At 26.1% G+C, this 23,642-nt stretch carries 23 protein-coding genes; 15 read left to right on the forward strand and 8 right to left on the reverse strand.

Translation table 11 applies throughout. The features are described 5' to 3' along the window. Positions 1-7: 7 nt before the first annotated feature. From panB to hemL, 5 genes are all read right to left on the reverse strand, one after another. Entirely contained in the window at positions 8-799 is a 792-nt protein-coding gene (gene panB, locus CRV12_RS02235; protein WP_136131015.1) for a 3-methyl-2-oxobutanoate hydroxymethyltransferase, read from the reverse strand. A gap of 82 nt (positions 800-881) precedes the next feature. Further along, positions 882-1,367 (reverse strand): 2-amino-4-hydroxy-6-hydroxymethyldihydropteridine diphosphokinase, encoded by a 486-nt coding sequence (gene folK / locus CRV12_RS02240; protein ID WP_136131016.1) that lies wholly within the window; start codon positions 1,365-1,367, stop codon positions 882-884. A gap of 28 nt (positions 1,368-1,395) precedes the next feature. Further along, complete coding sequence (gene pcnB, locus CRV12_RS02245; protein ID WP_136131017.1) at positions 1,396-2,667, reverse strand: polynucleotide adenylyltransferase PcnB; 1,272 nt, start codon at positions 2,665-2,667, stop codon at positions 1,396-1,398. 250 nt (positions 2,668-2,917) lie between these two features. Further along, a complete protein-coding gene (dksA, locus tag CRV12_RS02250) occupies positions 2,918-3,373 on the reverse strand; it encodes an RNA polymerase-binding protein DksA (protein ID WP_136131018.1) in 456 nt (151 codons plus the stop codon). Between the two features lie 330 nt (positions 3,374-3,703). Further along, positions 3,704-4,984, reverse strand: coding sequence for a glutamate-1-semialdehyde 2,1-aminomutase (gene hemL, locus CRV12_RS02255; RefSeq protein ID WP_136131019.1), 1,281 nt, complete (start codon positions 4,982-4,984; stop codon positions 3,704-3,706). A gap of 198 nt (positions 4,985-5,182) precedes the next feature. Here hemL and erpA point away from each other — a divergent pair, with 198 nt between their 5' ends. Then, positions 5,183-5,518 (forward strand): iron-sulfur cluster insertion protein ErpA, encoded by a 336-nt coding sequence (gene erpA, locus CRV12_RS02260; RefSeq protein ID WP_136131020.1) that lies wholly within the window; start codon positions 5,183-5,185, stop codon positions 5,516-5,518. A 129-nt stretch (positions 5,519-5,647) separates the two neighbouring features. Here the strand turns inward: erpA and CRV12_RS02265 are convergent, their stop codons facing one another. Next, the gene (locus CRV12_RS02265; RefSeq protein WP_136131021.1) at positions 5,648-6,343 is read right to left on the reverse strand and encodes a 5'-methylthioadenosine/adenosylhomocysteine nucleosidase; all 696 of its coding nucleotides are present in this window, start codon (positions 6,341-6,343) and stop codon (positions 5,648-5,650) included. Positions 6,344-6,889: 546 nt separating this feature from the next. Here CRV12_RS02265 and CRV12_RS02270 point away from each other — a divergent pair. Then, positions 6,890-8,323: a Do family serine endopeptidase gene (locus tag CRV12_RS02270; RefSeq protein WP_136131022.1), complete on the forward strand. Its 1,434-nt coding sequence runs from the start codon at positions 6,890-6,892 to the stop codon at positions 8,321-8,323. Positions 8,324-8,431: 108 nt separating this feature from the next. Here CRV12_RS02270 and dapD read toward each other — a convergent pair whose 3' ends face one another. Next, complete coding sequence (gene dapD, locus CRV12_RS02275) at positions 8,432-9,256, reverse strand: 2,3,4,5-tetrahydropyridine-2,6-dicarboxylate N-succinyltransferase (RefSeq protein WP_136131023.1); 825 nt, start codon at positions 9,254-9,256, stop codon at positions 8,432-8,434. 267 nt (positions 9,257-9,523) lie between these two features. Then, complete coding sequence (gene map / locus CRV12_RS02280) at positions 9,524-10,315, reverse strand: type I methionyl aminopeptidase (RefSeq protein WP_136131024.1); 792 nt, start codon at positions 10,313-10,315, stop codon at positions 9,524-9,526. A 307-nt stretch (positions 10,316-10,622) separates the two neighbouring features. Here map and rpsB point away from each other — a divergent pair, with 307 nt between their 5' ends. The 13 genes from rpsB (at position 10,623) to rnhB (ending at position 23,635) form a co-directional block, all read left to right on the forward strand. Then, entirely contained in the window at positions 10,623-11,342 is a 720-nt protein-coding gene (rpsB, locus tag CRV12_RS02285; RefSeq protein WP_136131025.1) for a 30S ribosomal protein S2, read from the forward strand. A 161-nt stretch (positions 11,343-11,503) separates the two neighbouring features. Then, positions 11,504-12,343: a translation elongation factor Ts gene (tsf, locus tag CRV12_RS02290; RefSeq protein WP_136131026.1), complete on the forward strand. Its 840-nt coding sequence runs from the start codon at positions 11,504-11,506 to the stop codon at positions 12,341-12,343. A 155-nt stretch (positions 12,344-12,498) separates the two neighbouring features. Next, positions 12,499-13,224 (forward strand): UMP kinase, encoded by a 726-nt coding sequence (pyrH, locus tag CRV12_RS02295; protein WP_136131027.1) that lies wholly within the window; start codon positions 12,499-12,501, stop codon positions 13,222-13,224. Between the two features lie 90 nt (positions 13,225-13,314). Then, positions 13,315-13,872 (forward strand): ribosome recycling factor, encoded by a 558-nt coding sequence (frr, locus tag CRV12_RS02300; protein WP_136131028.1) that lies wholly within the window; start codon positions 13,315-13,317, stop codon positions 13,870-13,872. 47 nt (positions 13,873-13,919) lie between these two features. Beyond that, the gene (ispC, locus tag CRV12_RS02305; protein WP_136131029.1) at positions 13,920-15,113 is read left to right on the forward strand and encodes a 1-deoxy-D-xylulose-5-phosphate reductoisomerase; all 1,194 of its coding nucleotides are present in this window, start codon (positions 13,920-13,922) and stop codon (positions 15,111-15,113) included. Positions 15,114-15,231: 118 nt separating this feature from the next. Beyond that, positions 15,232-15,972 (forward strand): polyprenyl diphosphate synthase, encoded by a 741-nt coding sequence (gene uppS / locus CRV12_RS02310; RefSeq protein WP_136131045.1) that lies wholly within the window; start codon positions 15,232-15,234, stop codon positions 15,970-15,972. 15 nt (positions 15,973-15,987) lie between these two features. Further along, a complete protein-coding gene (locus CRV12_RS02315; RefSeq protein ID WP_136131030.1) occupies positions 15,988-16,842 on the forward strand; it encodes a CDP-archaeol synthase in 855 nt (284 codons plus the stop codon). 14 nt (positions 16,843-16,856) lie between these two features. Beyond that, positions 16,857-18,200: an RIP metalloprotease RseP gene (rseP, locus tag CRV12_RS02320; RefSeq protein ID WP_158676344.1), complete on the forward strand. Its 1,344-nt coding sequence runs from the start codon at positions 16,857-16,859 to the stop codon at positions 18,198-18,200. Positions 18,201-18,239: 39 nt separating this feature from the next. Then, positions 18,240-20,639: an outer membrane protein assembly factor BamA gene (gene bamA / locus CRV12_RS02325; RefSeq protein ID WP_136131032.1), complete on the forward strand. Its 2,400-nt coding sequence runs from the start codon at positions 18,240-18,242 to the stop codon at positions 20,637-20,639. Between the two features lie 56 nt (positions 20,640-20,695). Then, complete coding sequence (locus tag CRV12_RS02330; protein ID WP_136131033.1) at positions 20,696-21,193, forward strand: OmpH family outer membrane protein; 498 nt, start codon at positions 20,696-20,698, stop codon at positions 21,191-21,193. Positions 21,194-21,592: 399 nt separating this feature from the next. Continuing rightward, positions 21,593-22,039: a 3-hydroxyacyl-ACP dehydratase FabZ gene (fabZ, locus tag CRV12_RS02335; RefSeq protein ID WP_136131034.1), complete on the forward strand. Its 447-nt coding sequence runs from the start codon at positions 21,593-21,595 to the stop codon at positions 22,037-22,039. 11 nt (positions 22,040-22,050) lie between these two features. Beyond that, a complete protein-coding gene (gene lpxA, locus CRV12_RS02340; RefSeq protein WP_136131035.1) occupies positions 22,051-22,842 on the forward strand; it encodes an acyl-ACP--UDP-N-acetylglucosamine O-acyltransferase in 792 nt (263 codons plus the stop codon). Between the two features lie 187 nt (positions 22,843-23,029). Then, entirely contained in the window at positions 23,030-23,635 is a 606-nt protein-coding gene (gene rnhB, locus CRV12_RS02345) for a ribonuclease HII (protein ID WP_136131036.1), read from the forward strand. Positions 23,636-23,642: the final 7 nt, after the last annotated feature.

Genomic DNA, 23,642 nt, shown 5'->3' on the forward strand with positions numbered 1-23,642 from the left:
CCATTAATTAAAAACAATTTTCATTTGCTGGATAAATTCCAGATTCAACTTCATATATATATTTACGAACAGCTGCACGTATATCTCCTGTTTCAGAAAGAAAATTTTTAGCAAATTTCGGAATAAAACCATCAGTTATACCAAAAATATCATGCATTACTAATATTTGTCCATCTGTACTACTTCCTGCTCCGATACCTATAACTGGTATCTTTAATGTATCAGTAATAAGTTTAGATAATGTACTTGGTATACATTCTAGAACCAGTAACTTTGCTCCTGCAGCTTCAATTGCTTTTGCATTATTAAATATAATATTCGCATTTTCTGTATCAAAACCTTGTATTTTATATCCACTTAAAATATTTACTGATTGAGGTGTTAAACCAATATGACCACATACTGGTACAGAACGTTCAGTAAGCATGTGTATTGTTTCAATTACCCATGAACCACCTTCTAGTTTTACCATATTAGCTCCTAAACGCATCAGTCTAGCAGCATTTTTAAAAGACTGATTTGGTGTAGCATAACTCATAAAAGGCAAATCGGATATTATTAATGCATGTGGTGCTCCTCTATGTACAGCAGAAGTGTGGTAAGCAATATTGTCGATTGTTACAGGAATAGTTGAGTTATGACCTTGAATAGTCATACCAAGAGAATCACCAACTAATAAAATTTGTATTCCCTCGTTAAAAAATAATTTAGCAAAACTAAAATCGTATGCAGTTAAAGCAGCAAATTTTTTTCTCTTTTTTTTCCATTTGTTTAGATAAGAAATAGTAGTTGATTTCATTTTTTTCTCAATATAAGAGATATTTATAAATTTACGTCAATAAATATCGTCATAAAACATACAAAAAAATATAAATTATAATTTATATTTTACATATTTTAATTGTACTTGTATCAAGTGTAACTAAAATATCCTTAGCGCGTTTTCCATTTGGCAGTATGATATTTGGAGAAATTTGAACTAAAGGTAGTAACATAAAAACACGATTTATCATATCATAATGTGGTATAATTAAATCATTAGTATTAATTAGCTTATTTTCAAATAACATTATATCAATATCTATGGTACGTGGTCCCCAACGTTCAATATAGCGAATACGACCTTGTTTTAATTCAATTTCTTGTAGTAATTTCAGTAAATTATTTGGTGAAAGTTTAGTTTTTAATGCCACGACCATATTAAGATAGTTATCTTGATTTTTTAGGCCATAAGGCAATGTACAATAAATTTGAGAAGTTGCAATGCGCTTTGTTTTTGGTATCTTATCTATTTCTTTTAAAGCTGTTTTTATTTGATGCATTGGATGATTGAGATTACTGCCTAGGGCTAAATAAGTTGTACTCATAGTTTTTTACTATTTTATAGTATATCATTCATAATGAAATTAAATTATTACTAATTTTAGTATGAATGCTATTTTTTTTTATTGATGATATTTTATGCTGATGCCAATTACTGCTAAGTTTTCTTAATTCTGGACTGTTTTCTACAGTAGCACGTAGCATAAGCAAATTATATGCTACTCTAAATTTTGGATTTAATAATAATTTTTTAGCACGTTTTCCGTAAATACGAGACATATATAATTGTAATTTCCAAATATCTTTAATCAAAGAAGTTATTTTTTTCGGAATTGTTAATACTCGGCATGCTTCCTCTAGAGTACTGTTTATAGCAATTGAAAAAGCATCGTAATATGTCAAAGAATTGGAATGTTTTTGAACAACTAGTTCAGCAGCATTTAATTGAGGATACCAAAACATTGCAGCAAATAAAAATACTGGATTAACACGCATTTGATTCTGTATTCTATTATCAGTATTTTTTAATAGTTGAACAAGCATCCGTTCTGTTATGCTATCACCTTTTTTAGTAAAATTTTCTGCCAATGTTGGAAATAATAATTGAAACAATTGATACTCACATAATTTACAATAAGTAAGATAACCGTAACCGGTGTGAAAAAGTTTTAAAGATTCTTCAAAAAGACGTGAAGGGGGGATATTATGTAATAATAATGCTAGTCTTGGTATTGGTTCAGCAGTTTCTGGTGCAATACTCATATTTAATTTTGCAGCAAACCTTGTTACACGCAACATACGTACTGGATCTTCACGATAGCGAGTTTCTGGATCTCCAATTAACCTAATAATACCTTTTTGAAGATCACGTAAACCTCCTACATAATCACGTACACTGAAATCTGTCATGCTATAGTATAAACTATTGATAGTAATGTCTCTACGATGTGCATCGTCTTCTATCTTTCCAAATGTATTATCACTTAATAGCATACCATTTTTATTAAATTTAAAATTTTTGTAATGTTCCTTATATTCCTTGATTAAATTATCTCTTCTAAAAGTAGCAACTTCAATTATTTCTGCATTAAAAATTATATGAGCTAATATAAATCTACGACCAACTAAACGACAATTACGAAATAATTTTATCATTTGTTCTGGTGTAGCATTAGTAGTTATATCAAAATCTTTGGGTTTTTGTCCTAATAGTAAATCACGTACACCACCTCCTACTAAATAGGCTTCATAACCAGCTTTATTTAGTCGATATAATACCTTAAGAGCATTTTTGCTAATGTTTTTACGAGATATCATATGTTTTATGCGAGGAATCATTACCATAATAATATTTTAAACCTTTACTGGTACCTCCTTAATTAAGTTTAAATATATTTAAACTTAAATTGCTAAATAAAAAAATTATATTTACAATGAAATTCATATTGATATGTATTATATAATTATTCGATACGTTGCAAAAAATATCTCATTTTGTTGTATAAAATGCATTGAAAATGGTAATAATATTTTATTTAAAATAATTAACTTTCCTGTATATATAACTATGAATATAATAAACATTAATTACTTATTAAATAGCTGTTTGTTTTTCACGAATTTCTGCTATTGTTTTGCAATCAATACATAAATCAGCAGTTGGACGAGCTTCTAAACGACGAATGCCTATCTCAATACCACAGGATTCACAATAACCAAAGTCATCATCCTCAACTTTTTTTAACGTTCTGTCTATTTTTTTAATTAGCTTAAGCTCCCTGTCTCGAGTTCGTAATTCCAAGCTAAATTCTTCTTCTTGTGAAGCACGATCTATAGGATCAGGAAAATTAGAAGGTTCATCTTGCATATTAGTTAAAGTACGATCAACTTCATGTTGTAACTGATTTCGCCATGCTTTTAAAATCTTACGAAAATGATTTAACTGATTAGAGTTCATATATTTTTCATTTGGTTTTTCTTTATAAGTTTTTACTCCAGCTATAGCAAGAATACTTAGAGATGATATTTTGCGTTTTTTTTCTTCTTGCATATTATTTCTCCTTAAGAAAGATAAAAAATATAAATTTTAATAAAATCGTTTTAATTATATGTTTTTTCTATTAAAACAGAACTATTATTTATGTAAAATATAAAAAATGTCACAACCAAAAAAATAATAAATATTAATATAATACTCTCTTAAAAATTTTTTAAATTTAATTATAGTAGAAAATATATCATTATTAATGATTAAAAAAAAAAGATAAAATCAATACAATTTAAATATTTATTTCAATTCATTATAATAAATTAAATTATTTTTAAAATTTAATAATATACATTCTGCATTACATAACATAATCATATTTTTCTGAAATTTTTATAATTTAGAAAAACAAATATTAGCAATATCTATAGTATTTTTAATATCTTCCATAGTATGAGTTAGTGATACAAAATTGGTTTCAAAAGGTGATGGAGCGAAATATATTCCTTCTTTTAACATTAAATGGAAGAATTTTTTAAATATTTCAATGTTGCATTGCATAACATCTGTATAGCAATTTACACTATGATTTTTAGTAAAAAATAAACCAAACATACCTCCAATATTATTTATTACTAAAGGAATATTATTATTTTTTGCTGCCTGAATTAAACCCGTAGTTAATTTTACAGTTAAATCATTTAATATTTGGTATGTATATGGTTTTTTAATTTGCATTAAACAGTTATATCCTGCTGACATTACTATTGGATTACCAGAAAAGGTTCCAGCTTGATAAATTTCTCCAATTGGTGATAGTTGAGCCATAAATTCTTGCTTACCGCCAAAAGCACCAACAGGCATACCACCACCTATTATTTTTCCTAAACAAGTAACATCAGGTTGTATATTATAGTATTCTTGAGCACCTCCTAATGCAACTCGAAAACCGCTCATTACTTCATCAAAAATCAATAATGCACCGAATTCATTACATAAGCTGCGCAATCCTTGTAAAAAATTTGGTTTTGGTAAAATACAACTCATATTACCTGCTACTGGTTCTACAATAATTGCAGCTATATCTTTAGGATGTTTTTTAAACATTTTACTTACTGAATCTAAATCATTATATTCACAAATTAATGTGTTTTTTATAAAATCATAGGGTATACCTAATGATTTTAAGTAATTTTTATTACTTAGATTATAATTAACATTAACTAGTAAGCAATCAACATGACCATGATAACACCCTCTAAATTTAATAATTTTATTACGATTAGTTACTCCTCTTGATAAACGAATAGCACTCATAGTCGCTTCGGTTCCAGAATTTACCATACGTAACATTTCTATACTTTCTATTATATTACAAATTAATTGAGATATAAGTATTTCTATTTTCGTAGGTGTTCCAAAACTTAAACCATGTTTTATCATTTCAATAGTTGCTTGACGTATTATTTCATTATTGTGACCAATTATCATAGATCCCCAAGAACCAACATAATCTATATAACGTTTGCCATCTACGTCATATAAATAGGCATCTTGAGCTCTTTGTACAAAAAATGGTGTTCCTCCTACATTTTTAAATGATCTTACTGGAGAGTTTACTCCTCCGGGAATAATTTTTTTTGCAATAGAAAATAGTTTTTTAGAATTATTCATTTTTTCCATAATAAAAATATGACTAAAAAAACAATATTTACTTGATTATATATTCAAGTGCGATAAAAATATCATAAATAAAAAATTAAAAATACATATTTAAAATTTATTAATTAACATTTATATTATTATGTTAACAAAAATTTTTATTTAGAAAAATTTTTGTTTAAATATTTTGATTGGAGTTAGATTATAAATATGAAAATAACACCATTAAATTTTACTAATGCAGCATTAAATAAAATTAAATACTTAATAAAAAATGAAAAAAATGAATTATTAAAATTACGTATATATATTTCAGGTGGAGGTTGTAGTGGATTTCAATATGGTTTTAAATTAGATGATAAAATACATAAAGAAGACATTATTTTTAAAAAAAATGGTATAACTTTGATTATAGATCCTATAAGCATTCAATATTTAAGTGGAAGTTCAATAGATTATAAAGAAACCTTAGAAGGATCTCGTTTTACAGTGATGAATCCTAATGCTAAAACTACATGTAGTTGTGGTTCATCATTTAGTATTTAAAATAAGTAACATTCATATTACAAGAATTGCATATCATAAATATGATATAATTTATTGTTAACGTTCTTATTCTACATTTTTTAAACAAAAAAAACAAATATTGTTTGCTAATGTTAATACAATTTCTAATTAATTAGAAATGTTTGTTAATATTTTATTAATAGCTATACAACATTTTTCAGTACTATTAATTAAGTTTTTTTTAAAATTTATATTTGATTGTTTACTTACAATATCAGAAATAGAACGTATTGCTATAAAAGGTATTTGAAATATATAACAAATGTGAGCAATAGCAGCAGATTCCATTTCAATAGCAACTGCTTTTGGAAAATTTGTAAAAATGAACTTTAAATACTTTATATCGTTTATAAATTTATCGCCACTAACTATAAGACCTTTTTTAAATCTAAAATTTAATTGATTCATACAAATTTCAGTTTGATTAATTAAATCTTTATTAGCTGTAAATTTTATAGGAAAACCACTGACTTGTCCTAGTTTATAACCAAAAGCAGTCATATCCACATCATAGTAAGAAACTTCATTTGCTATTACAATATCTCCTATTTGTAATTCTGAAATTATACTACCAGCTGTACCTATATTAATGATTACGTTTGGTTTATAATTATTTACTAAAATTGTAGTTCCTAAAGATGCTAGAGTTTTGCCGACACCTGATACTACAAGTATAATAGTAATATTTTTTATTAATCCTATATAAATTTTGCATCCACCAACTAAAAAGGTTTTATGCTGATTCATCCTATAACGTATAAATTTTATTTCTTCTTCCAATGCACTTATAATTCCTATAATCATAAGTAATCTCTTTAATCATAAGTAATCTCTTTATTAAAAATAATAACTAAATATAGCTATTTTTAATGATTATAATTACTAATTATAGTTTTTTATATTTGACTAAAAACTATTAATGTATTTTAAATAACTAATATGCAATTTAAACTGAAGGTTTGAAATATTTCTTATTTCTATCTATATAATTAGAGTTATATATATTAATTATTTTGATACACATTAAATAATTACAAATATAAATATCGAATATGTTTATATTTAATAGATTTTATAAAAATTATAAGTAAAATATATATAATATAAAAATTTTTTACTTCTTAACAAATTTTTATAAAATTGAATTAAAGAGTTACTAGTATAATTTTAATATTAACAACATATACATTAACAACATATAATATGTAATATATTTTTATATTCGCTCTGTTCTTTTATTTCATGATTTAAAAAATATTGAAATAATAGATTCAGGGAAATTTTTACATAAAATTACTTAATAGTCTATTTGATAGTAAAAATTTTAATTATTTAAGAGATCTTTGATAAATGAAAAAAGCATTGTTAATATTAAACGCATTAGTACTTAATTTTATTATATTAATTAATAATTTTATAAATATTTTCCCAGTAGAAGCTCACAACAGCAGTCAATTTTTAAGTTTATCACCAATGCTAAATAAAACTATGCCAGCAGTAGTAAGTATTCTTGCAGAAGGTTATATAAGTTCTACAACAAATTATACTAACGAATCAAATTATCAGCAACAACATTTATATAATAATTTATTGCATCATGTTAATAAATTTAACTCAAAATATTTACTGGAATTACAAGATAACAAAGAAAATGAAGATGAAGAAAATCATAATCCAAAATTTTTTCAAATATTAGGATCAGGAGTAATAGTAAACGCTGAAAAAGGTTATATAGTAACAAATAATCATGTAGTTAATGATGCTAATAAGATTGAAGTTAAACTGAGTGATAATAGTCATTATGATGCAAAATTAATTGGTCAAGATATACAATCAGATATTGCTGTTCTCCAATTAAAAAACGTAAAAAATTTAACTGTTATGCAAATGGCTGACTCAGATAAATTACGTATAGGAGATTATGCAATAGCCATTGGTAATCCGTATGGACTTGGAGAATCTGCAACTTACGGTATAATATCTGGACTTGGACGTACAGGATTAAGTGATTACAGTTATCAAAGTTTTATTCAAACAGATGCATCAATCAATCGCGGTAATTCTGGAGGCGCTTTAGTAAATTTAAAAGGTGAATTAATTGGTATCAATACTGCAATTTTTACTCCTGATGGTGGTAATAGTGGCATAGGATTTGCTATTCCTAGCAATACAGTCAAAGAAACAGTAAAACAAATAATAGATTATGGGCAAGTGAAACATATTGATCTAGGTATCATAGGTACTGATATTGATTTAAAAATGGCAAGAATAATGAACTTTGATCGTAGTTTTGGTATTTTTGTAAATAGAACTATGGCTACCTCAACTGCTACTAGATTTGGTATTAAATCAGGAGATATCATTACATCGATTAATAATCAACCGATTAAAAGTCTTGCATCTTTATATAATAAAATTGGATTATTACCTATTGGTACTGTAATAAAAATAAGTTTATTAAGAAATGGAAAATTTATTAATTTATCAGTAAAATTAGATAGAGTTGATTTAAATATATTAGATTCTTCAATTATTTCCATTAACATTGAAGGTGCCGCATTGACTAATGGTGAATCTTATGATCATGGAGTTTATGTAGATGAAGTAATACCAGAAAGTTCAGCAGCACGTATTGGGTTAAAGAATGGAGATATTATATTAGGGATAAATAATAAATTAATCAATAATATAGGTGATTTACGTAGAGTTTTTAATGATCAACATTCTTTCCTAATTTTTAATATAAAAAGAAATAACAAAAATATCAATTTATTTTCAATGTGAGTAATCAAGACATTTTATACCAGGTATAATTAATTTACCTGGTATAAAATTATATTTAATTGCAATTAATTAAATATTATGTAATATTTTTCCATGCATTAACAAACACTATTTATTAATACGTAATATTTCATTAATATTAACTTTTTTACGTGTTTTATAGTCTACTTCTTTAACAATAACAGCACAGTATAAACTATATTTTTCATCTTTAGAAGGTAAACTTCCAGAAACTACTACAGAACCAGCTGGTACACGACCATAAGTTATATTTCCAGTAATACGGTTATAAATTTTAGTACTTTGACCTATATAAACTCCCATTGATATTACTGAACCTTCTTCAACAATAACTCCTTCAACAACCTCAGAACGTGCTCCAATAAAACAATTATCTTCAATTATCGTTGGATTGGCTTGTAATGGTTCTAAAACACCACCGATCCCAACTCCTCCTGAAATATGTACATTTTTACCTATTTGTGCACAAGAACCGATAGTAGCCCATGTATCAATCATGGTACCTGCATCAATGAAAGCACCTATATTTATATATGAAGGCATGATTACAGTATTCTTTTCTATATACGCACCTTGTCTTATAGATGCTGGAGGTACAATTCTTATATTTTGTTTTTTAAAATTTGATTCTTTCCAATCAAAAAATTTCATATTTATTTTATCATAATAATTTGTTTCAGCACCATATATTAATTTATTATCATTTATCTGAAAAAAAAGTAGTATAGCTTTTTTTATCCATTGATGAGTAATCCAAGAACCATTTTTCTTTTCAGATACACGTAATATCCCATTATCTAATAAATTGATAATTTTATTTATAGAAACTTTTATTTCCTCATTTATATTTCCTAAGTTAATATTATGTTTTTTTTCAAAAGCAGATTCAATAATTTTTTTTAATTGTTTCATTTTTTTTCCATATATATTATAATCATACGTAATATCTTATGTCTTTTAAATAGAAAAATTTAAAAACAGATTATCATCTTTAATTTAATATATTTTTGTATAATCGAAGTAAAAAACAAACTATCATACATATTACAACTATTTTTATGAGGCAGATTAATAATTTATCTTGATTTAATTATAATAATATTAAATAAAATTTATATTGTTAAAAGTTTTAAAAATATAATTTATTAAATTCATAATATTATTGTTTAATTAAAATTATTAATTATTTATTAATACTGGAATTATTTCATCTTTTCTCAATGTTAAAATTTCACATCCAGTATTGTTTACCAAAATTGTATGCTCATATTGTGCAGATAAACTTTTATCATGTGTTTTTACAGCCCAACCATCTTTAGTTGTATAAACATGATGATTACCAAGATTTACCATGGGTTCAACAGTAAAAATCATACCTTTTTTTAATATCAATTCATTATTTTTAACTTTATAATAATGAAGAACTTGTGGTTCTTCATGAAAATTCCTGCCTATGCCATGACCACAATAATCTCTTACAACAGAATAGCCATTTTTTTCTACATATTTTTGAATGGTATAACCAATTTTGTTAATATTAATTCCTGGTTTGATAATACTTAATGCTAAGTAAAGACTTTGTTGAGCAATTTTGCATAAATTTTGACCGTGAATAGTTGGTTGCCCGACTAAAAACATCTTAGATGTATCTCCATGATATAAGTCTTTAATTACTGTTACATCGATGTTAACAATGTCTCCATGTTTTAAAATATCATTGTTATTAGGAATACCATGACATACCACTTCATTTATAGATATACAAACAGATTTTGGAAAACCTTTATACCCAAAACAGGCAGGTATTGCATGTTGTTGGTTAATAATATATTCATGACATATTTTATCAAGTTTTCCTGTTGTTATACCTGGTATAACATATTGCTTTATCATTTCTAATACTTCAGCAGCTAAACGACAAGCAATACGTATTTTTTCAATTTCTGTATTGTTTTTTATCAAAATAGACATTGTATTAATCCAAATTTATAAAAATTTAATCTAACATTAATAATATTTTTATGTTAACATTCATTCAATATATTATGAAAACTATATATGTATTCATAATATAAGTTAGTATGTATTTTAGTGTATGTGTTTTAATATTAAATATTATTAAGCTATGACAATGCTAAATAATTATTTATTCTAGAAAAATTTGATATTATAATGAATGTACTATATTTTTAAATATATTAAATAATCAAAAAATATTTACATAGTTGACTATACATGATATACGCAGATCTCACTACCGATAAATTTAGAGGTATTCATGGCAATTATTTCCATGCGTAATATGCTTAAAGCTGGTGTTCACTTTGGTCATCAAACTCGTTATTGGAATCCAAAGATGAAACCATTCATATATGGCTCCCGTAATAAAATTCACATTATTGATCTTGAAAAAACTGTGCCAATGTTTAGCACAGCTATTACTGAATTAAGTAAAATTTCTTCACGTAAAGGTAAAATTTTATTTGTCGGTACCAAACGTGCTGCTAGTGAAGCAATAAAAGAATCTGCATTAAAATGTGAACAATTTTTTGTTAATCACCATTGGTTAGGAGGTATGTTAACTAATTGGAAAACTGTTCGTCAATCTATCAAGCGTTTAAAAGAACTTGAAATACAGTCTAAAGATGGAACTCTTGATAAACTTACAAAGAAAGAAGCTTTATTGCGTACACGTAAATTATCTAAGCTAGAAAACAGTTTAGGTGGTATCAAAGATATGGGTGGTTTACCAGATGCACTGTTTGTTATTGATGCTAATAGAGAAAATATTGCAATTAAAGAAGCAAATAATATGGGTATCCCTGTGTTTGCTATAGTTGATACTAATTCTAATCCGGATGGTATTGATTTTATTATTCCTGGCAATGATGATGCAATGCGTGCTGTTAACTTATATTTAGGTATTATTGTATCAGCGATATGTGAAAGTCGTTCTCAAAATAACACTCATTCTCAAATGAGAGAAGTAATTTCATGAAATTATAGATATAATCTGTTATATCTAACTATATAATAAACCAATTTTGTTTAATGTTATCTATTATGCAGTGGGTTATTGTATTTATTCTAATAAAAAAGTAATTTTTTAAAAGTAAAAAAAATAGACACAAATTATCAAAATATTAACGAGGGTTTAAAATGGTTGACATTAATGCTGCATTGATTAGACAACTTCGTGAATGTACTGGTGCAGGAATAATGGAATGTAAAAAAGTGCTAATTGAAGTCAACGGTAATATTGATTTAGCTATAGAAAATATGCGTAAATCTAGTTCTGTAAAAGCACTAAAAAAAGCAAATAATATTGCAATTAATGGTATTATCAGGCTGAAAATTTTTCATAACTATGGTGCAATTTTAGAATTAAATTGTGAAACAGATTTTGTGACAAAAAACATCAATTTCTTAAAATTTGCTGATAAATTAATAGATGCAGTAGGTATTGATCCTGAAATGGATCTAGATACTCTTGTAAAAACATTTGAAGAAGAAAGAATTACATTAGTAGCTAAGATAGGTGAAAACATTCAAATAAAACGTCTAAGTATATTGAAAGGAAATGAATTAGGCTCCTATTTACATAGAGATCGTATTGGTGTATTAATTTCTGGATTTAATATTAGCAATACATTAATTAAAAACATTGCTATGCATATTGCAGCAAGCGATCCTAAATTCATTAAACCTGAAAATATACCTATTAATATTCTTGAAAAAGAATATGAAATTCAGAATGAAATTGCAATTAAATCAAGTAGATCACATGAAATTGCAGAAAAAATAGTAAAAGGTCGTATGAAAAAATTCAAGGATGAAATTTCTCTGATTGGCCAAATTTTTGTTATGGATACAAATAAAACTGTTAATCAAGTTTTAGAGGAGCAAGATGCTGAAATAATTGATTTTATACGTTTTGAAGTAGGTGAAAAAACAATACAAGATATATCTAAAGTTAATATAGGGAATAAAAATTTTTAATTTTTAAAAAAACCGCTCCAAATACAGCGGTTTTTTATTTTAAAAAATAAAACAACAAATTAATTTCGTTATGTTAAAAAAATTAATTATATAAATAATCGGTCAGATTCTATATTTCCTCTACATATACATAATTTTTTCAGGAATAATTGACCATGATAAATAATGTAAATACTGTTTATCAACGCGTTCTTTTAAAACTAAGTGGTGAAGCTTTACAAGGTAATGAAAGTTTTGGTATTGATACAAATTTTCTTAATCGTTTAGCACAAGATATAAAAGAACTCATTAAATTAGGTATACAAGTTGCAGTAGTAGTTGGAGGAGGAAATTTATTTAGAGGTGAAAGTTTAGCTCAATTTGGAATGAATCGTGTAGTAGGAGACCATATGGGAATGATGGCAACTATAATGAATGGTTTAGCTCTTCGTGATTCATTACATCGTGCTTATACTCGTACTTGTTTAATGTCAGCAATTCATTTAACTGGTATTTGTGATGATTATAATTGGTCAAAAGCAAATGATCTTTTAAATGAAAATCATGTGGTAATATTTTCTGCCGGTATTGGTAATCCTTTTTTTACTACTGATTCTGCAGCTTGTTTGCGTGGAATTGAAATTGAAGCTGATGTTGTATTAAAAGCTACTAAAGTAGATGGGGTATATTCCTCTGATCCAGCGCATAATGCAGACGCAATTTTATATGAGCAATTAACATATTCTGAAGTATTAACTCAAGAACTAAAAATTATGGATCTTACTGCATTTACGTTAGCAAGTGCTCATAATTTGCCTATTCATGTTTTTAATATAAATAAATTTGGTGCTTTGAAATGTATAGTTCTTGGGCAGAAAGAAGGAACTATAATTAAAAACTAAAATTAATAAAATAAATCATTGACTTATACAGAATTTAATATTTGTTTATAGTTTAATAATTGATTCATTTAAATATAAGGATTTTGTAAAGTGAATAATGATATAAAAAAAAATATAGAAATACGCATGGACAAATGTATTGAGCTTTTAAAAAACACAATGAGCAAAGTACGTACTGGACGTGCATCAACTACTATACTTGATAGTATAAAGGTGAAATATTATGATAACTTGGTACCTTTATGTCAACTAGCCAGTATAACTGTAGAAAATACACGTATGTTAAAAATAAATTTATTTGATATTTCTATGATTTCTTTAATTGAAAATACTATTAAAAAATCTGATTTAGGTATTAATCCAAGAATAGAAGGAAATAATATTTACATTCCCATACCTTCATTAACTGAAGAACGCAGAAAAGAAATAATTAAATTGGTAAAAAATACAGCTGAGCAAAGTCGTATTTCAATACGTAATATTAGAAGAGATAGTAATGATAAAATTAAATTAATGCTAAAAGAAAAAAAGATCAGCGAAGATGAAGAACATAACATACAAACAAAAATTCAAAAAATAACTCAAAAATATATTAGTAAAATTGATACTTTTCTTTCAGAAAAAGAAAATGAATTAATGAAATTTTAAATTTGTATTTAATTAGTAATTATTTTTTAATTGATCTGGATATTGTCATGAAAAAATTAACTCTATTGGGTTCAACAGGATCTATTGGAATTAATACATTAGAAGTAATTCGTGTCAATCCAGAGCTTTATCAAGTGATCGCATTAGTTGCTGGTCAAAATATTGAATTAATGGTTCAACAATGCGAGTTATTTCAACCTCGTTATGCTGCTATGGCTAATGAAAAAGCAGCTGAAAAAGTACGTAAAAAATTAAGATCTCTTAAAATAACCACTGAAGTTTTATCAGGTACTAAGGTAGCATGTGAGTTAGCTGGTCTTAATGAAGTAGATCAAGTAATGGCTGCTATAGTTGGTACGTCAGGATTATTACCTACATGGTCAGCAATTTGTGCTGGTAAGACTGTATTACTCGCAAATAAAGAATCTCTTGTAACTTGCGGTCGTATATTTATGGAAGCAGTAAAGAGATATAATGCAAAATTGCTTCCAGTAGATAGCGAGCATAATGCTATTTTCCAAATTTTACCATTCTCCGTACAAAATCATTTAGGTTATGCTGATTTACGAAAAAATGGTATTGAATCAATTATTCTAACTGGATCAGGAGGACCTTTTCTTAATACAGATATAAAATATTTAAATAAAATGTCTCCAGCACAAGTTTGTGCTCACCCAAATTGGTCTATGGGGCGTAAAATTTCTGTTGATTCTGCGACAATGATGAATAAAGGTCTTGAATATGTTGAAGCAAGATGGTTATTTAATGCTAGTGCAAATCAGATAGAATTAATATTGCATCCTCAGTCAATAATTCATTCTATGGTACGATATTGTGATGGTAGTGTATTAGCTCAATTAGGCACACCTGATATGCGTATACCAATTGCTAATACTATGGCTTGGCCGACTAGGATTAATACAGGTGTACAACCACTAGATTTTACTAGTACTAATGCATTTACTTTTATAGAACTAGATTTTAGTCGTTATCCTTGTTTAAAATTAATGATGGATGCATCTAATGATGGACAAGCAGCAACTACTATACTTAATGCTGCTAACGAAGTTGCTGTTTCAGCTTTTTTAAAGCATAAAATTAAATTTACCGATATTGCTTCATTAAACCAAGCAGTTTTAACATCTTTTTCATGTCAAGAACCATCTTCACTAGAAGCGATACTTGAAATTGATCGTGTAGCTCGCGATGTTGCTGAAAAAATGTTAGCTCTATTCAATTGATAATATCACTTATTGTAATAGTGTTTGATTGATTTCATTGCTAATGTTATAGTTAATACATGTTTGCATGACAAATATTATTGTTGAAATTTATAATAGATGGAATTTATTATGTATTATGTTGTTTAATAATGATATTAAAAAAAACAATCCATACCATGTTGCTATCATTATGGACGGTAACGGTCGTTGGGCAATTAGTAAGGGAAAGTTACGTATTTATGGTCATAAAGCGGGAATTGAATCTGTAAAAAGGGCTGTGAATTTTGCTTTGTATCATAAAATAAAAATTTTAACTCTTTATGCTTTTAGCAGAGATAATTGGAAACGTCCTGCACAAGAAGTATCAGCTTTAATAGAATTATTTATATCAGCTTTAGAACTTGAAGTAAAAAGTATTCATAGTAATAATATTCGTTTGCGTATCATTGGGGATATTAGTTGTTTCAGTAAAAATATTCAAGATCGCATTAGTTATGCTGAAATGCTAACTAAAAATAATGATAGCTTACTACTTAACATAGCAACTAATTATGATGGAAGATGGGATATCATTGAAGGTGTAAAAAAATTAGCAGAAAAAGTATACAGAGGTTATTTATATCCTGATCAAATAACTGAAGATACTTTAACGTCTCAACTTGCTACTCAAGAACTATCTTCAGTGGATTTATTAATAAGAACAGGTGGAGAATATAGAATTAGTAATTTTTTACTATGGCAAATTGCTTATGCTGAATTTTATTTTACTAATGTTCTGTGGCCTGATTTTGATGAAATTATCTTTGATAGTGCTTTAAAAGCATTTTATTTAAGAGAGAGACGTTATGGTACGGTATTACCTGACATTAATAAATAGAACATGGAGGTGTCTTTGTTAAAAGACCGTTTTATTACTGCATGTATTTTAGTTGTTTTTACAGTTATTGCATTATTTTTATTATCTCCTCTAAATTTTGAGTTTATTATGTTGGCTGTATGTATACTAGCAGCTTGGGAATGGAGTAAATTGTCAGGTATAGTTTTATTTTATCAACGTATATTAGTGGCTTTATCTTTTGGTGTAATATTATTGTTAATATTTGTATTTAATCTGCATGAGCACAACATAAATTCATTAATGACTGCTTCTTTTATATGGATTTCCTTATCTTGGTGGATAATAGCATTATTTTTGGTATTAACCTACCCTGTATCTTCTCTTTTTTGGAAATATTCATATTTAATTCGGATTCTATTTGGTATTCTTACTCTTGTTCCTTTTTTTTATATCTTATCTGTATTTAGATATTTTAATTATGATAAAGATAAATTTGCAGGATCTTGGTGTATTTTATTTATCATTTTTTTAACATGTTGTATTGACTCCAGTGCTTATTTTTTTGGTAAAATGTTTGGTAAACACAAGTTAGCTCCTATAATTTCACCTAATAAAACATGGGAAGGTTTTTTGTTTAGTGTAATTTTCGTATTTTTAATAGATTTTTTATTATTCAATTTAAACATAATAAATTTCTCAAAAAAATCTTTTATAGTATTTACTGTTATAATTGCTTTTGCTGCTCTTTTAGGAGATCTTACAGAAAGCATGTTGAAACGTGAAATTGGTATCAAAGATAGTAGTAATATCATTCCAGGTCATGGTGGTATTCTTGATCGTATAGACAGCTTAACTACAGTTGTTCCAATATTTGGTTTATTTATGACTACTGCCATTCAATGGTTTTGAGGATTATATTAAGTATGTTAGATGTTATCTGGAATATCACGGTTTTTATAATAACTTTTAGCTTACTGGTTACAGTCCATGAATTTGGACATTTTTATATGGCTCGCTTTTATGGTATTAAAGTTAATTGTTTTTCTATTGGGTTTGGTAAATCAATATTCAGGTTTAATATTAATGATACTGAATTTGTTATTTCATTAATTCCTATAGGTGGATATGTTAGAATGCTAGATGAACGTATGGATAACGTTCCTGCGCATTTATTACACCGAACTTTTAATAGACAGCCTATTTGGAAAAGAGCTGTTGTCATATTGTCTGGCCCTATTGCTAACTTAATGCTAGCTATTTTTATATATTCAATTTTATTTTTTAAAAATACAATAACAGTCGTACCGGTAATTGGTGAAGTTGTTACAGGATCTGTAATAGAAAAAGCAGAAATTAAACCTGGAATGGAAATTAAAAAAATTGACAATATTACAACTACAGATTGGAGTATGGTACGCATTATATTAATGTCTAAGAGGGATAGAGATATTACTTTAACTCTTTTAAATCCTAATAAAAATATTTTTTATACAAAAAAGATAAATTTGAATGAAATAAATATACATGCATCTACAGATCCATTATTGATGCTCGGACTTATTCCAGCACGTCCAATAACAAATTTTATTGTAGCTAAAGTTAATAGATTAAATAAATACAGTTTGAAAGTTGGAGATATAATAACTAAATTAGAAGGTCATTTATTACCTTATTCCCAGCCTTTTATAAATTACATCAGAGAATATAAGAATAAAAATATAATATTAGATATTAGACGTAATAATAAAGTATTAAGATTGAAAGTTAAAACAGATACGATCATAAAAGATAATATTTACAACAATTTATTATTAATTCCACAAACTATTTTTCCTAAGAATTATAAAATCATAAAAAGACATGGACTGATTTATGCAATTAATAGTTCTATCATAAAAACTTGGCAATTAGTTAAGTTAATCATTTATTCAATATTTGATTTAATTAGCGGTAATTTAAACATAAATAATTTAAATGGACCAATTACAATCGCTAAAGGAGCAAGTATATCGGCTAAACATGGAATTATTTCTTATCTATCTTTTTTATCTTTAATCAGCATTAATCTTAGTGTTTTTAATTTATTTCCTCTTCCTGTTTTGGATGGTGGACATTTGTTGTTTTTAATAATAGAAAAAATAAAAGGAAAACCTTTATCTGAACAGTTTCAAAATATTTGTTCTTTGGTAGGTTTTAGTATTTTAATAATCTTAATAGTAATTGCAGTATCTAATGATTTTTCAAATTTTGTTAGTAGTAAAATTTGATTAATTGATAGAATAAATTAATGGAATATTATAATAGCAATGGCAATAAAAAAATTATTTTTAACTTTCTTGTTTTTTATCACTATTAATGTTTATGGAGCAGATAAAATCCATAACATTTCTTTTGAAGGACTTGAAAGAATTTCCTCGAGTTCGATGTTATCTATAATTTCAGTGAAAATAGGTGATATAATTGATTCTAATAAAATCAAAAACATCATTAAATCATTATATTCTACTAATAATTTTGAGGCAATAAAAGTTACTAAAAATTCTAATACATTAATTATTAAAGTTAAAGAACTTCCCATTATATCGAAGATCACTATAGTAGGAAATAATCTTATTAAAAAAGATAGAATAGAAAAATCTCTTGATACTTTCAATGTATTTGCGGGAGCTGTTTTAAATAAATCTTTAATTTCATTAATCAATAAATCATTTGAAGAGTTCTATTTTAACATAGGTAAATACAACTTTAATATAAATACTGTTATCACTCCTTTATCAAATAATTACGTTGATGTTAAGTTTATATTCAATGAAGGTAATTTTTCAAAAATTTATCAAATTAATATTATTGGAAATAAAAAATTTAATTCAAATAAATTAATTAGTTTATTTGAATTAAGAGATAAAACCACTTGGTGGAATATCATAAAAAATCGTAGATATCAAAAACAAAAACTAGAAAAAGATCTCATGAATTTACGTAATTTTTATCTTAGTAATGGTTATTTAAGATTTAAAATAAAATCAACTAAATTAAGTTTAACACCAGATAAAAAGGGAATTTTTATTACGATTAACCTTCATGAAGGAAATCAATATAAGATATCAGGCATAAAATTCAAAAGCAATCTAAATAACAATTTAAAAAATATTAATAATTTAAAAAATTTAATTAAAATTCCTGTTGGTGATTTGTATAACATTAACAAAATACAACAAGCAAAAGATAGGATTAAACAATCAATTATTGGTTATGGATACTCATATCCAAATATAATAATACATTACAAAATAGATGATATTAATAATAAAGTTCAATTATTTTTTGATAGTAATATAGGACATATTTATTATGTACGTCAAATATATTTTAAAGGCAATTATATATCAAGAGATAGTGTCTTACGTCGAAAAATACAGCAAATGGAAGGTACTTGGCTAAATAGTGATTTAGTTAATCAAAGTACAGATCTATTGAAACGTACTGGTTATTTCGAAACGGTTGAACTAGAGAAAAAAATTTCACTAACTTGCCCTGATCAAGTTGACTTAATTTATAAAGTAAAGGAAAAGAACACTGGAGGTATCAAACTGGGTGTTGGATATGGTAAAACAAATAACTTAAATTTTCAGGCCAAGATAAATCAAAACAATTGGCTCGGTACTGGAAATATGTTTAGCATAAATGCTAGTAGGGAACAAGGACAAAGTCAAGGTGATATATTGTTAGTTAATCCATATTTTACACTAAATGGTATTAGTTTAAGTAATCATATTTTTTATAGTATTCTTACGGATTATAAATATTATGGATATAACGATACAAGCTATGGTGTAGATACCTCAATAGGTATACCAATCACTACACATAGCACATTGCATCTTGGTTTAGGTTATACAAAAAATGATATTTATAATATTAAATCTCAAATTTCTATATATCGTTATCTTAAATCTGTCACAAATGATGGTAAAATAAGTAAATTTTTAACAAAAGATTTTAATTTCAATTATGGTTGGACTTATGATACATTGAATCAAAATATTTTGCCTTCAATGGGTAACTATACGCACTTAAGTGGAAAAAATACTTTTTTAAAGTCAATAAATAACTTTTTCAAAGTTTCATTAGATGTTAATCAATATATACCAATTAGCAGTAACAAAAATTGGATTTTATCAGGACATGGATATTTTGGTTATGGCATGGGGTTTAAAAGTCATGAAATGCCATTCTATGAAAATTTTTATGCTGGTGGTCCAAAAAGCATAAGAGGATTTCAGAACAATGGTATTGGTCCAAAATCTGTTTACCTAAAAGGAGATATATCATCTGATTGTATTTCAAAAGGTAAATGCTTATTATCAAATGATACAGTAGGAGGTAATGCAACATTTACTGGTAGTTTTGAATTAATTTTTCCTATACCTTTTATAGAAGAAAAATATTTAAATTCAATACGTACATCATTATTTTTTGATTTTGGTAACGTATGGGATACTATGTGGACAAATACTATTGATGAAAAAAATATCGATAATTTGCCAAATTATAACTCTCCTGAAAATATTAGAATGTCAGCAGGTATTTCTTTAGAATGGGCATCTCCTTTTGGTCCTTTAGTGTTTTCTTATGCAATACCAATTAAAAAATACACCGGAGATAAAGTAGAAAATTTTCAATTTTATGCAGGAAAAACATGGTAATATCAAGACTTATAGTTTTTAACTATTTAATTATTAATTAAATACAGGTAATTATTATGAAACAATTTTTGTATTTAGTATGTTTAATGATTATCTCAATATTTTCAAATTATTTACAAGCTTCTGATAGAATTGCCGTTATAAATTTATATGACATTCTACAAAAACTACCAGAAAAAAACAATCTTATAAAAAAGATCGACAATGAATTTAAAACACGTGCAAATGCACTAAAACTTCAAGAAAATAAGTTACGAGATAAAATTAAAACATTCAACAGAGATAAGTCAATAATGAAATTAACTGAAAAAAAACATCTCGAAAATGATATAAATAAACAACAAAATCTTTTTTCAGCTAAATCTCAAGTTTTTGAACGAGATAAACGTCGACGTCAAGTAGAAGAACGTAACAAAATTTTAATCAAAATTCAAAAAGCAATAAAAAAAGTAGCAAAAATACATAATTATAATATAGTGATAGATTCCAAAGCTATTACTTATATGTCACATATAAAAAATATTACTAAGGAAGTATTAAAAAACGTTAATTAGTGACAAAAATAAATTAATTTTAATATATTTATTGTGAATAATATTTTTATAAAAAATATATTAATATAAATAAACGTAACATACTATTATATAATTTGTTAGGGGGGGTGTATAAATAAAATTTGTATTTTATCATATATATTAAGTAAAAATTAATAGGCCTATTAATTAATATAACAGGCCTATTATAAATAATTAAATAAATATTTGTTATTGTATTTTAATTATATAATTAGTTAATTAAAAATTAGCATTATGTCTTTTTATCAAAAAAATAAAATTAATTATTTTAATAAATTGAAAATTTTAGTATAATTCTGGATTTGAATAATTAAAAATTTTATTTAATACAGATTATAATTATGATTCTCAGTTAGTTATCAACATAGGAAAAATATTTTGACTGTTGAAATTCATAATCTGAAAGTTGAAGATATATTAAAATTATTACCACACCGATATCCTTTTCTATTAATTGATCGTGTCTTGGATTTTAAAAAACATAATTATTTATGTGCATTAAAAAATATTTCTATTAATGAACCATTCTTTCAAGGACATTTTCCTAAACGATCTATTTTTCCTGGAGTACTCATGTTAGAAGCAATGGCTCAAGCAGCTGCTGTTTTAGCTTTTAAGAGTACTGTTAAAATAAAAAATAATGAATTTTATTATCTTGCTGGTATAGAAAATGCTCGTTTTAAACGTCTAGTAATACCAGGAGATCAAATGATTACAAAAATTATTTTTGAAAAAACACGTTGTGGTATCACTCGTTTTAAAGGTATAAGTACTGTTGATAGACATATTGTTTGTGAAGCGACAATAATATGTGCTCGCAATTGAGAAAATAATGCATGGTTAAGCATATTACTAGTAATATTCACATGAGTTCTATCATTGACAAAGGTGCTGTTATTGGTCCAAAAGTTTACATAGGTCCATTTTGTTTTATTGGATCACATGTTGAAATTGGTGAAGGAACAATATTAACTTCAAATGTTGTAGTTACTGGTCGTACTAGAATTGGTAAATATAATAAAATTTATCAATTTTCTTCAATAGGTGAAGCAAATCAAGATTTAAAATATTATGAAGAACCTATGCATGTTAATATTGGTGATAATAATCGTATCAGAGAGGGAGTTACAATTCATAGAGGTACAATACAAGGAAGTAAAGTAACAATTATAGGCAATAATAATTTATTAATGGTTAATACACATGTTGCGCATGACTGTATAATTAATGATAATTGTATTTTTTCAAATAATACAGTTCTTGGTGGTCATGTTACAGTTGGCAATTTTACTATTATAGGTGGTATGACAGCAATTCATCAAAAATGCACTATTGGTGCACATGTTATGATTGGTGGTTGTTCAGGAGTTGTAAAAGATATTCCACCATATGTGGTTGCGTATGGAAATCGAGCAACAGCATTGGGAATTAATATTAGAGGTTTAAAAAGACGTAATTTTAGTAAAAAATCTCTCCATATTATTAAAAGTGCTTATCATTTACTCTATCATAGTGGTGAAACTTTAGAAAAAATTAAACCCAGAATAGAAATTCTGGCAAAAGAACATATAGAAATACAACCTTTTTGTGATTTTTTTACTAAATCTAGTCGGGGACTAATTCGCTAATTTTACATGGAAAATATTATATTTTATATTTATTTTGAGTAATAAATTTTAAAAAATACTAGTTATTATAGCATCTTATAAAATTTATATTTTAAATCATATTTGCATCAATTTTTATTTGTTTAATATTTTATTCTATTTGTTAATGTATACTTAATGAAGTTATGTTTAATATTAGGTGTTAGTAATGTTTGTAGATACTTGTCCCAATAAATTAATTGCTGGTATAGATGAAGTAGGAAGAGGAGCATTAGTAGGTAGAGTAATAACTGCAGCAGTAGTTTTTATACCTGGTCAACCGATTATAGGTCTATCTGATTCAAAGAAAATATCTGCAAATAAAAGAAAAACTCTTTACAATAAAATTATAAAACAATCACTAAGTTGGAGTATAGGATATGCTGAGGTAAAAGAAATAGACAAAATAAATATTTTCCAAGCAACAATGTTAGCAATGACACGTGCTGTAGATAATCTATCCATTATGCCTCATTGTGTTTTAGTAGATGGAAATCATTGTCCTAATATATCTATACCAACAAAAGCAATTATTAAAGGTGATTATAAGGTTAGTGAAATCAGTGCTGCTTCTATTGTAGCTAAAGTAACACGGGATCTAGAAATGATTCATTTAGATTCTTTATATCCTCAATATGGTTTTGCCCAACATAAAGGTTATCCTACTGCATTACATATAATAAATATAAAAAAATACGGTATCACACCATATCATAGACGAAGTTTTAAACCAGTTTATGATGCTATAGTTTTACAAAATAAAATATCAAATTAATATAAAA

This window comes from Candidatus Pantoea edessiphila, from assembly GCF_002933315.1.
GTDB lineage: Bacteria > Pseudomonadota > Gammaproteobacteria > Enterobacterales > Enterobacteriaceae > Pantoea_C.

What these genes read in the sequence shown, in the direction of transcription:
- panB (WP_136131015.1), bottom strand. Translation starts at nt 799, where the DNA reads ATGAAATCAACTACTATTTCTTATCTAAACAAATGGAAAAAAAAGAGA.
- folK (WP_136131016.1), bottom strand. Translation starts at nt 1,367, where the DNA reads ATGAGTACAACTTATTTAGCCCTAGGCAGTAATCTCAATCATCCAATG.
- pcnB (WP_136131017.1), bottom strand. Translation starts at nt 2,667, where the DNA reads ATGGTAATGATTCCTCGCATAAAACATATGATATCTCGTAAAAACATT.
- dksA (WP_136131018.1), bottom strand. Translation starts at nt 3,373, where the DNA reads ATGCAAGAAGAAAAAAAACGCAAAATATCATCTCTAAGTATTCTTGCT.
- hemL (WP_136131019.1), bottom strand. Translation starts at nt 4,984, where the DNA reads ATGAATAATTCTAAAAAACTATTTTCTATTGCAAAAAAAATTATTCCC.
- erpA (WP_136131020.1), top strand. Translation starts at nt 5,183, where the DNA reads ATGAAAATAACACCATTAAATTTTACTAATGCAGCATTAAATAAAATT.
- CRV12_RS02265 (WP_136131021.1), bottom strand. Translation starts at nt 6,343, where the DNA reads ATGATTATAGGAATTATAAGTGCATTGGAAGAAGAAATAAAATTTATA.
- CRV12_RS02270 (WP_136131022.1), top strand. Translation starts at nt 6,890, where the DNA reads ATGAAAAAAGCATTGTTAATATTAAACGCATTAGTACTTAATTTTATT.
- dapD (WP_136131023.1), bottom strand. Translation starts at nt 9,256, where the DNA reads ATGAAACAATTAAAAAAAATTATTGAATCTGCTTTTGAAAAAAAACAT.
- map (WP_136131024.1), bottom strand. Translation starts at nt 10,315, where the DNA reads ATGTCTATTTTGATAAAAAACAATACAGAAATTGAAAAAATACGTATT.
- rpsB (WP_136131025.1), top strand. Translation starts at nt 10,623, where the DNA reads ATGGCAATTATTTCCATGCGTAATATGCTTAAAGCTGGTGTTCACTTT.
- tsf (WP_136131026.1), top strand. Translation starts at nt 11,504, where the DNA reads ATGGTTGACATTAATGCTGCATTGATTAGACAACTTCGTGAATGTACT.
- pyrH (WP_136131027.1), top strand. Translation starts at nt 12,499, where the DNA reads ATGATAAATAATGTAAATACTGTTTATCAACGCGTTCTTTTAAAACTA.
- ispC (WP_136131029.1), top strand. Translation starts at nt 13,920, where the DNA reads ATGAAAAAATTAACTCTATTGGGTTCAACAGGATCTATTGGAATTAAT.
- uppS (WP_136131045.1), top strand. Translation starts at nt 15,232, where the DNA reads ATGTTGTTTAATAATGATATTAAAAAAAACAATCCATACCATGTTGCT.
- rseP (WP_158676344.1), top strand. Translation starts at nt 16,857, where the DNA reads ATGTTAGATGTTATCTGGAATATCACGGTTTTTATAATAACTTTTAGC.
- bamA (WP_136131032.1), top strand. Translation starts at nt 18,240, where the DNA reads ATGGCAATAAAAAAATTATTTTTAACTTTCTTGTTTTTTATCACTATT.
- CRV12_RS02330 (WP_136131033.1), top strand. Translation starts at nt 20,696, where the DNA reads ATGAAACAATTTTTGTATTTAGTATGTTTAATGATTATCTCAATATTT.
- lpxA (WP_136131035.1), top strand. Translation starts at nt 22,051, where the DNA reads ATGGTTAAGCATATTACTAGTAATATTCACATGAGTTCTATCATTGAC.
- rnhB (WP_136131036.1), top strand. Translation starts at nt 23,030, where the DNA reads ATGTTTGTAGATACTTGTCCCAATAAATTAATTGCTGGTATAGATGAA.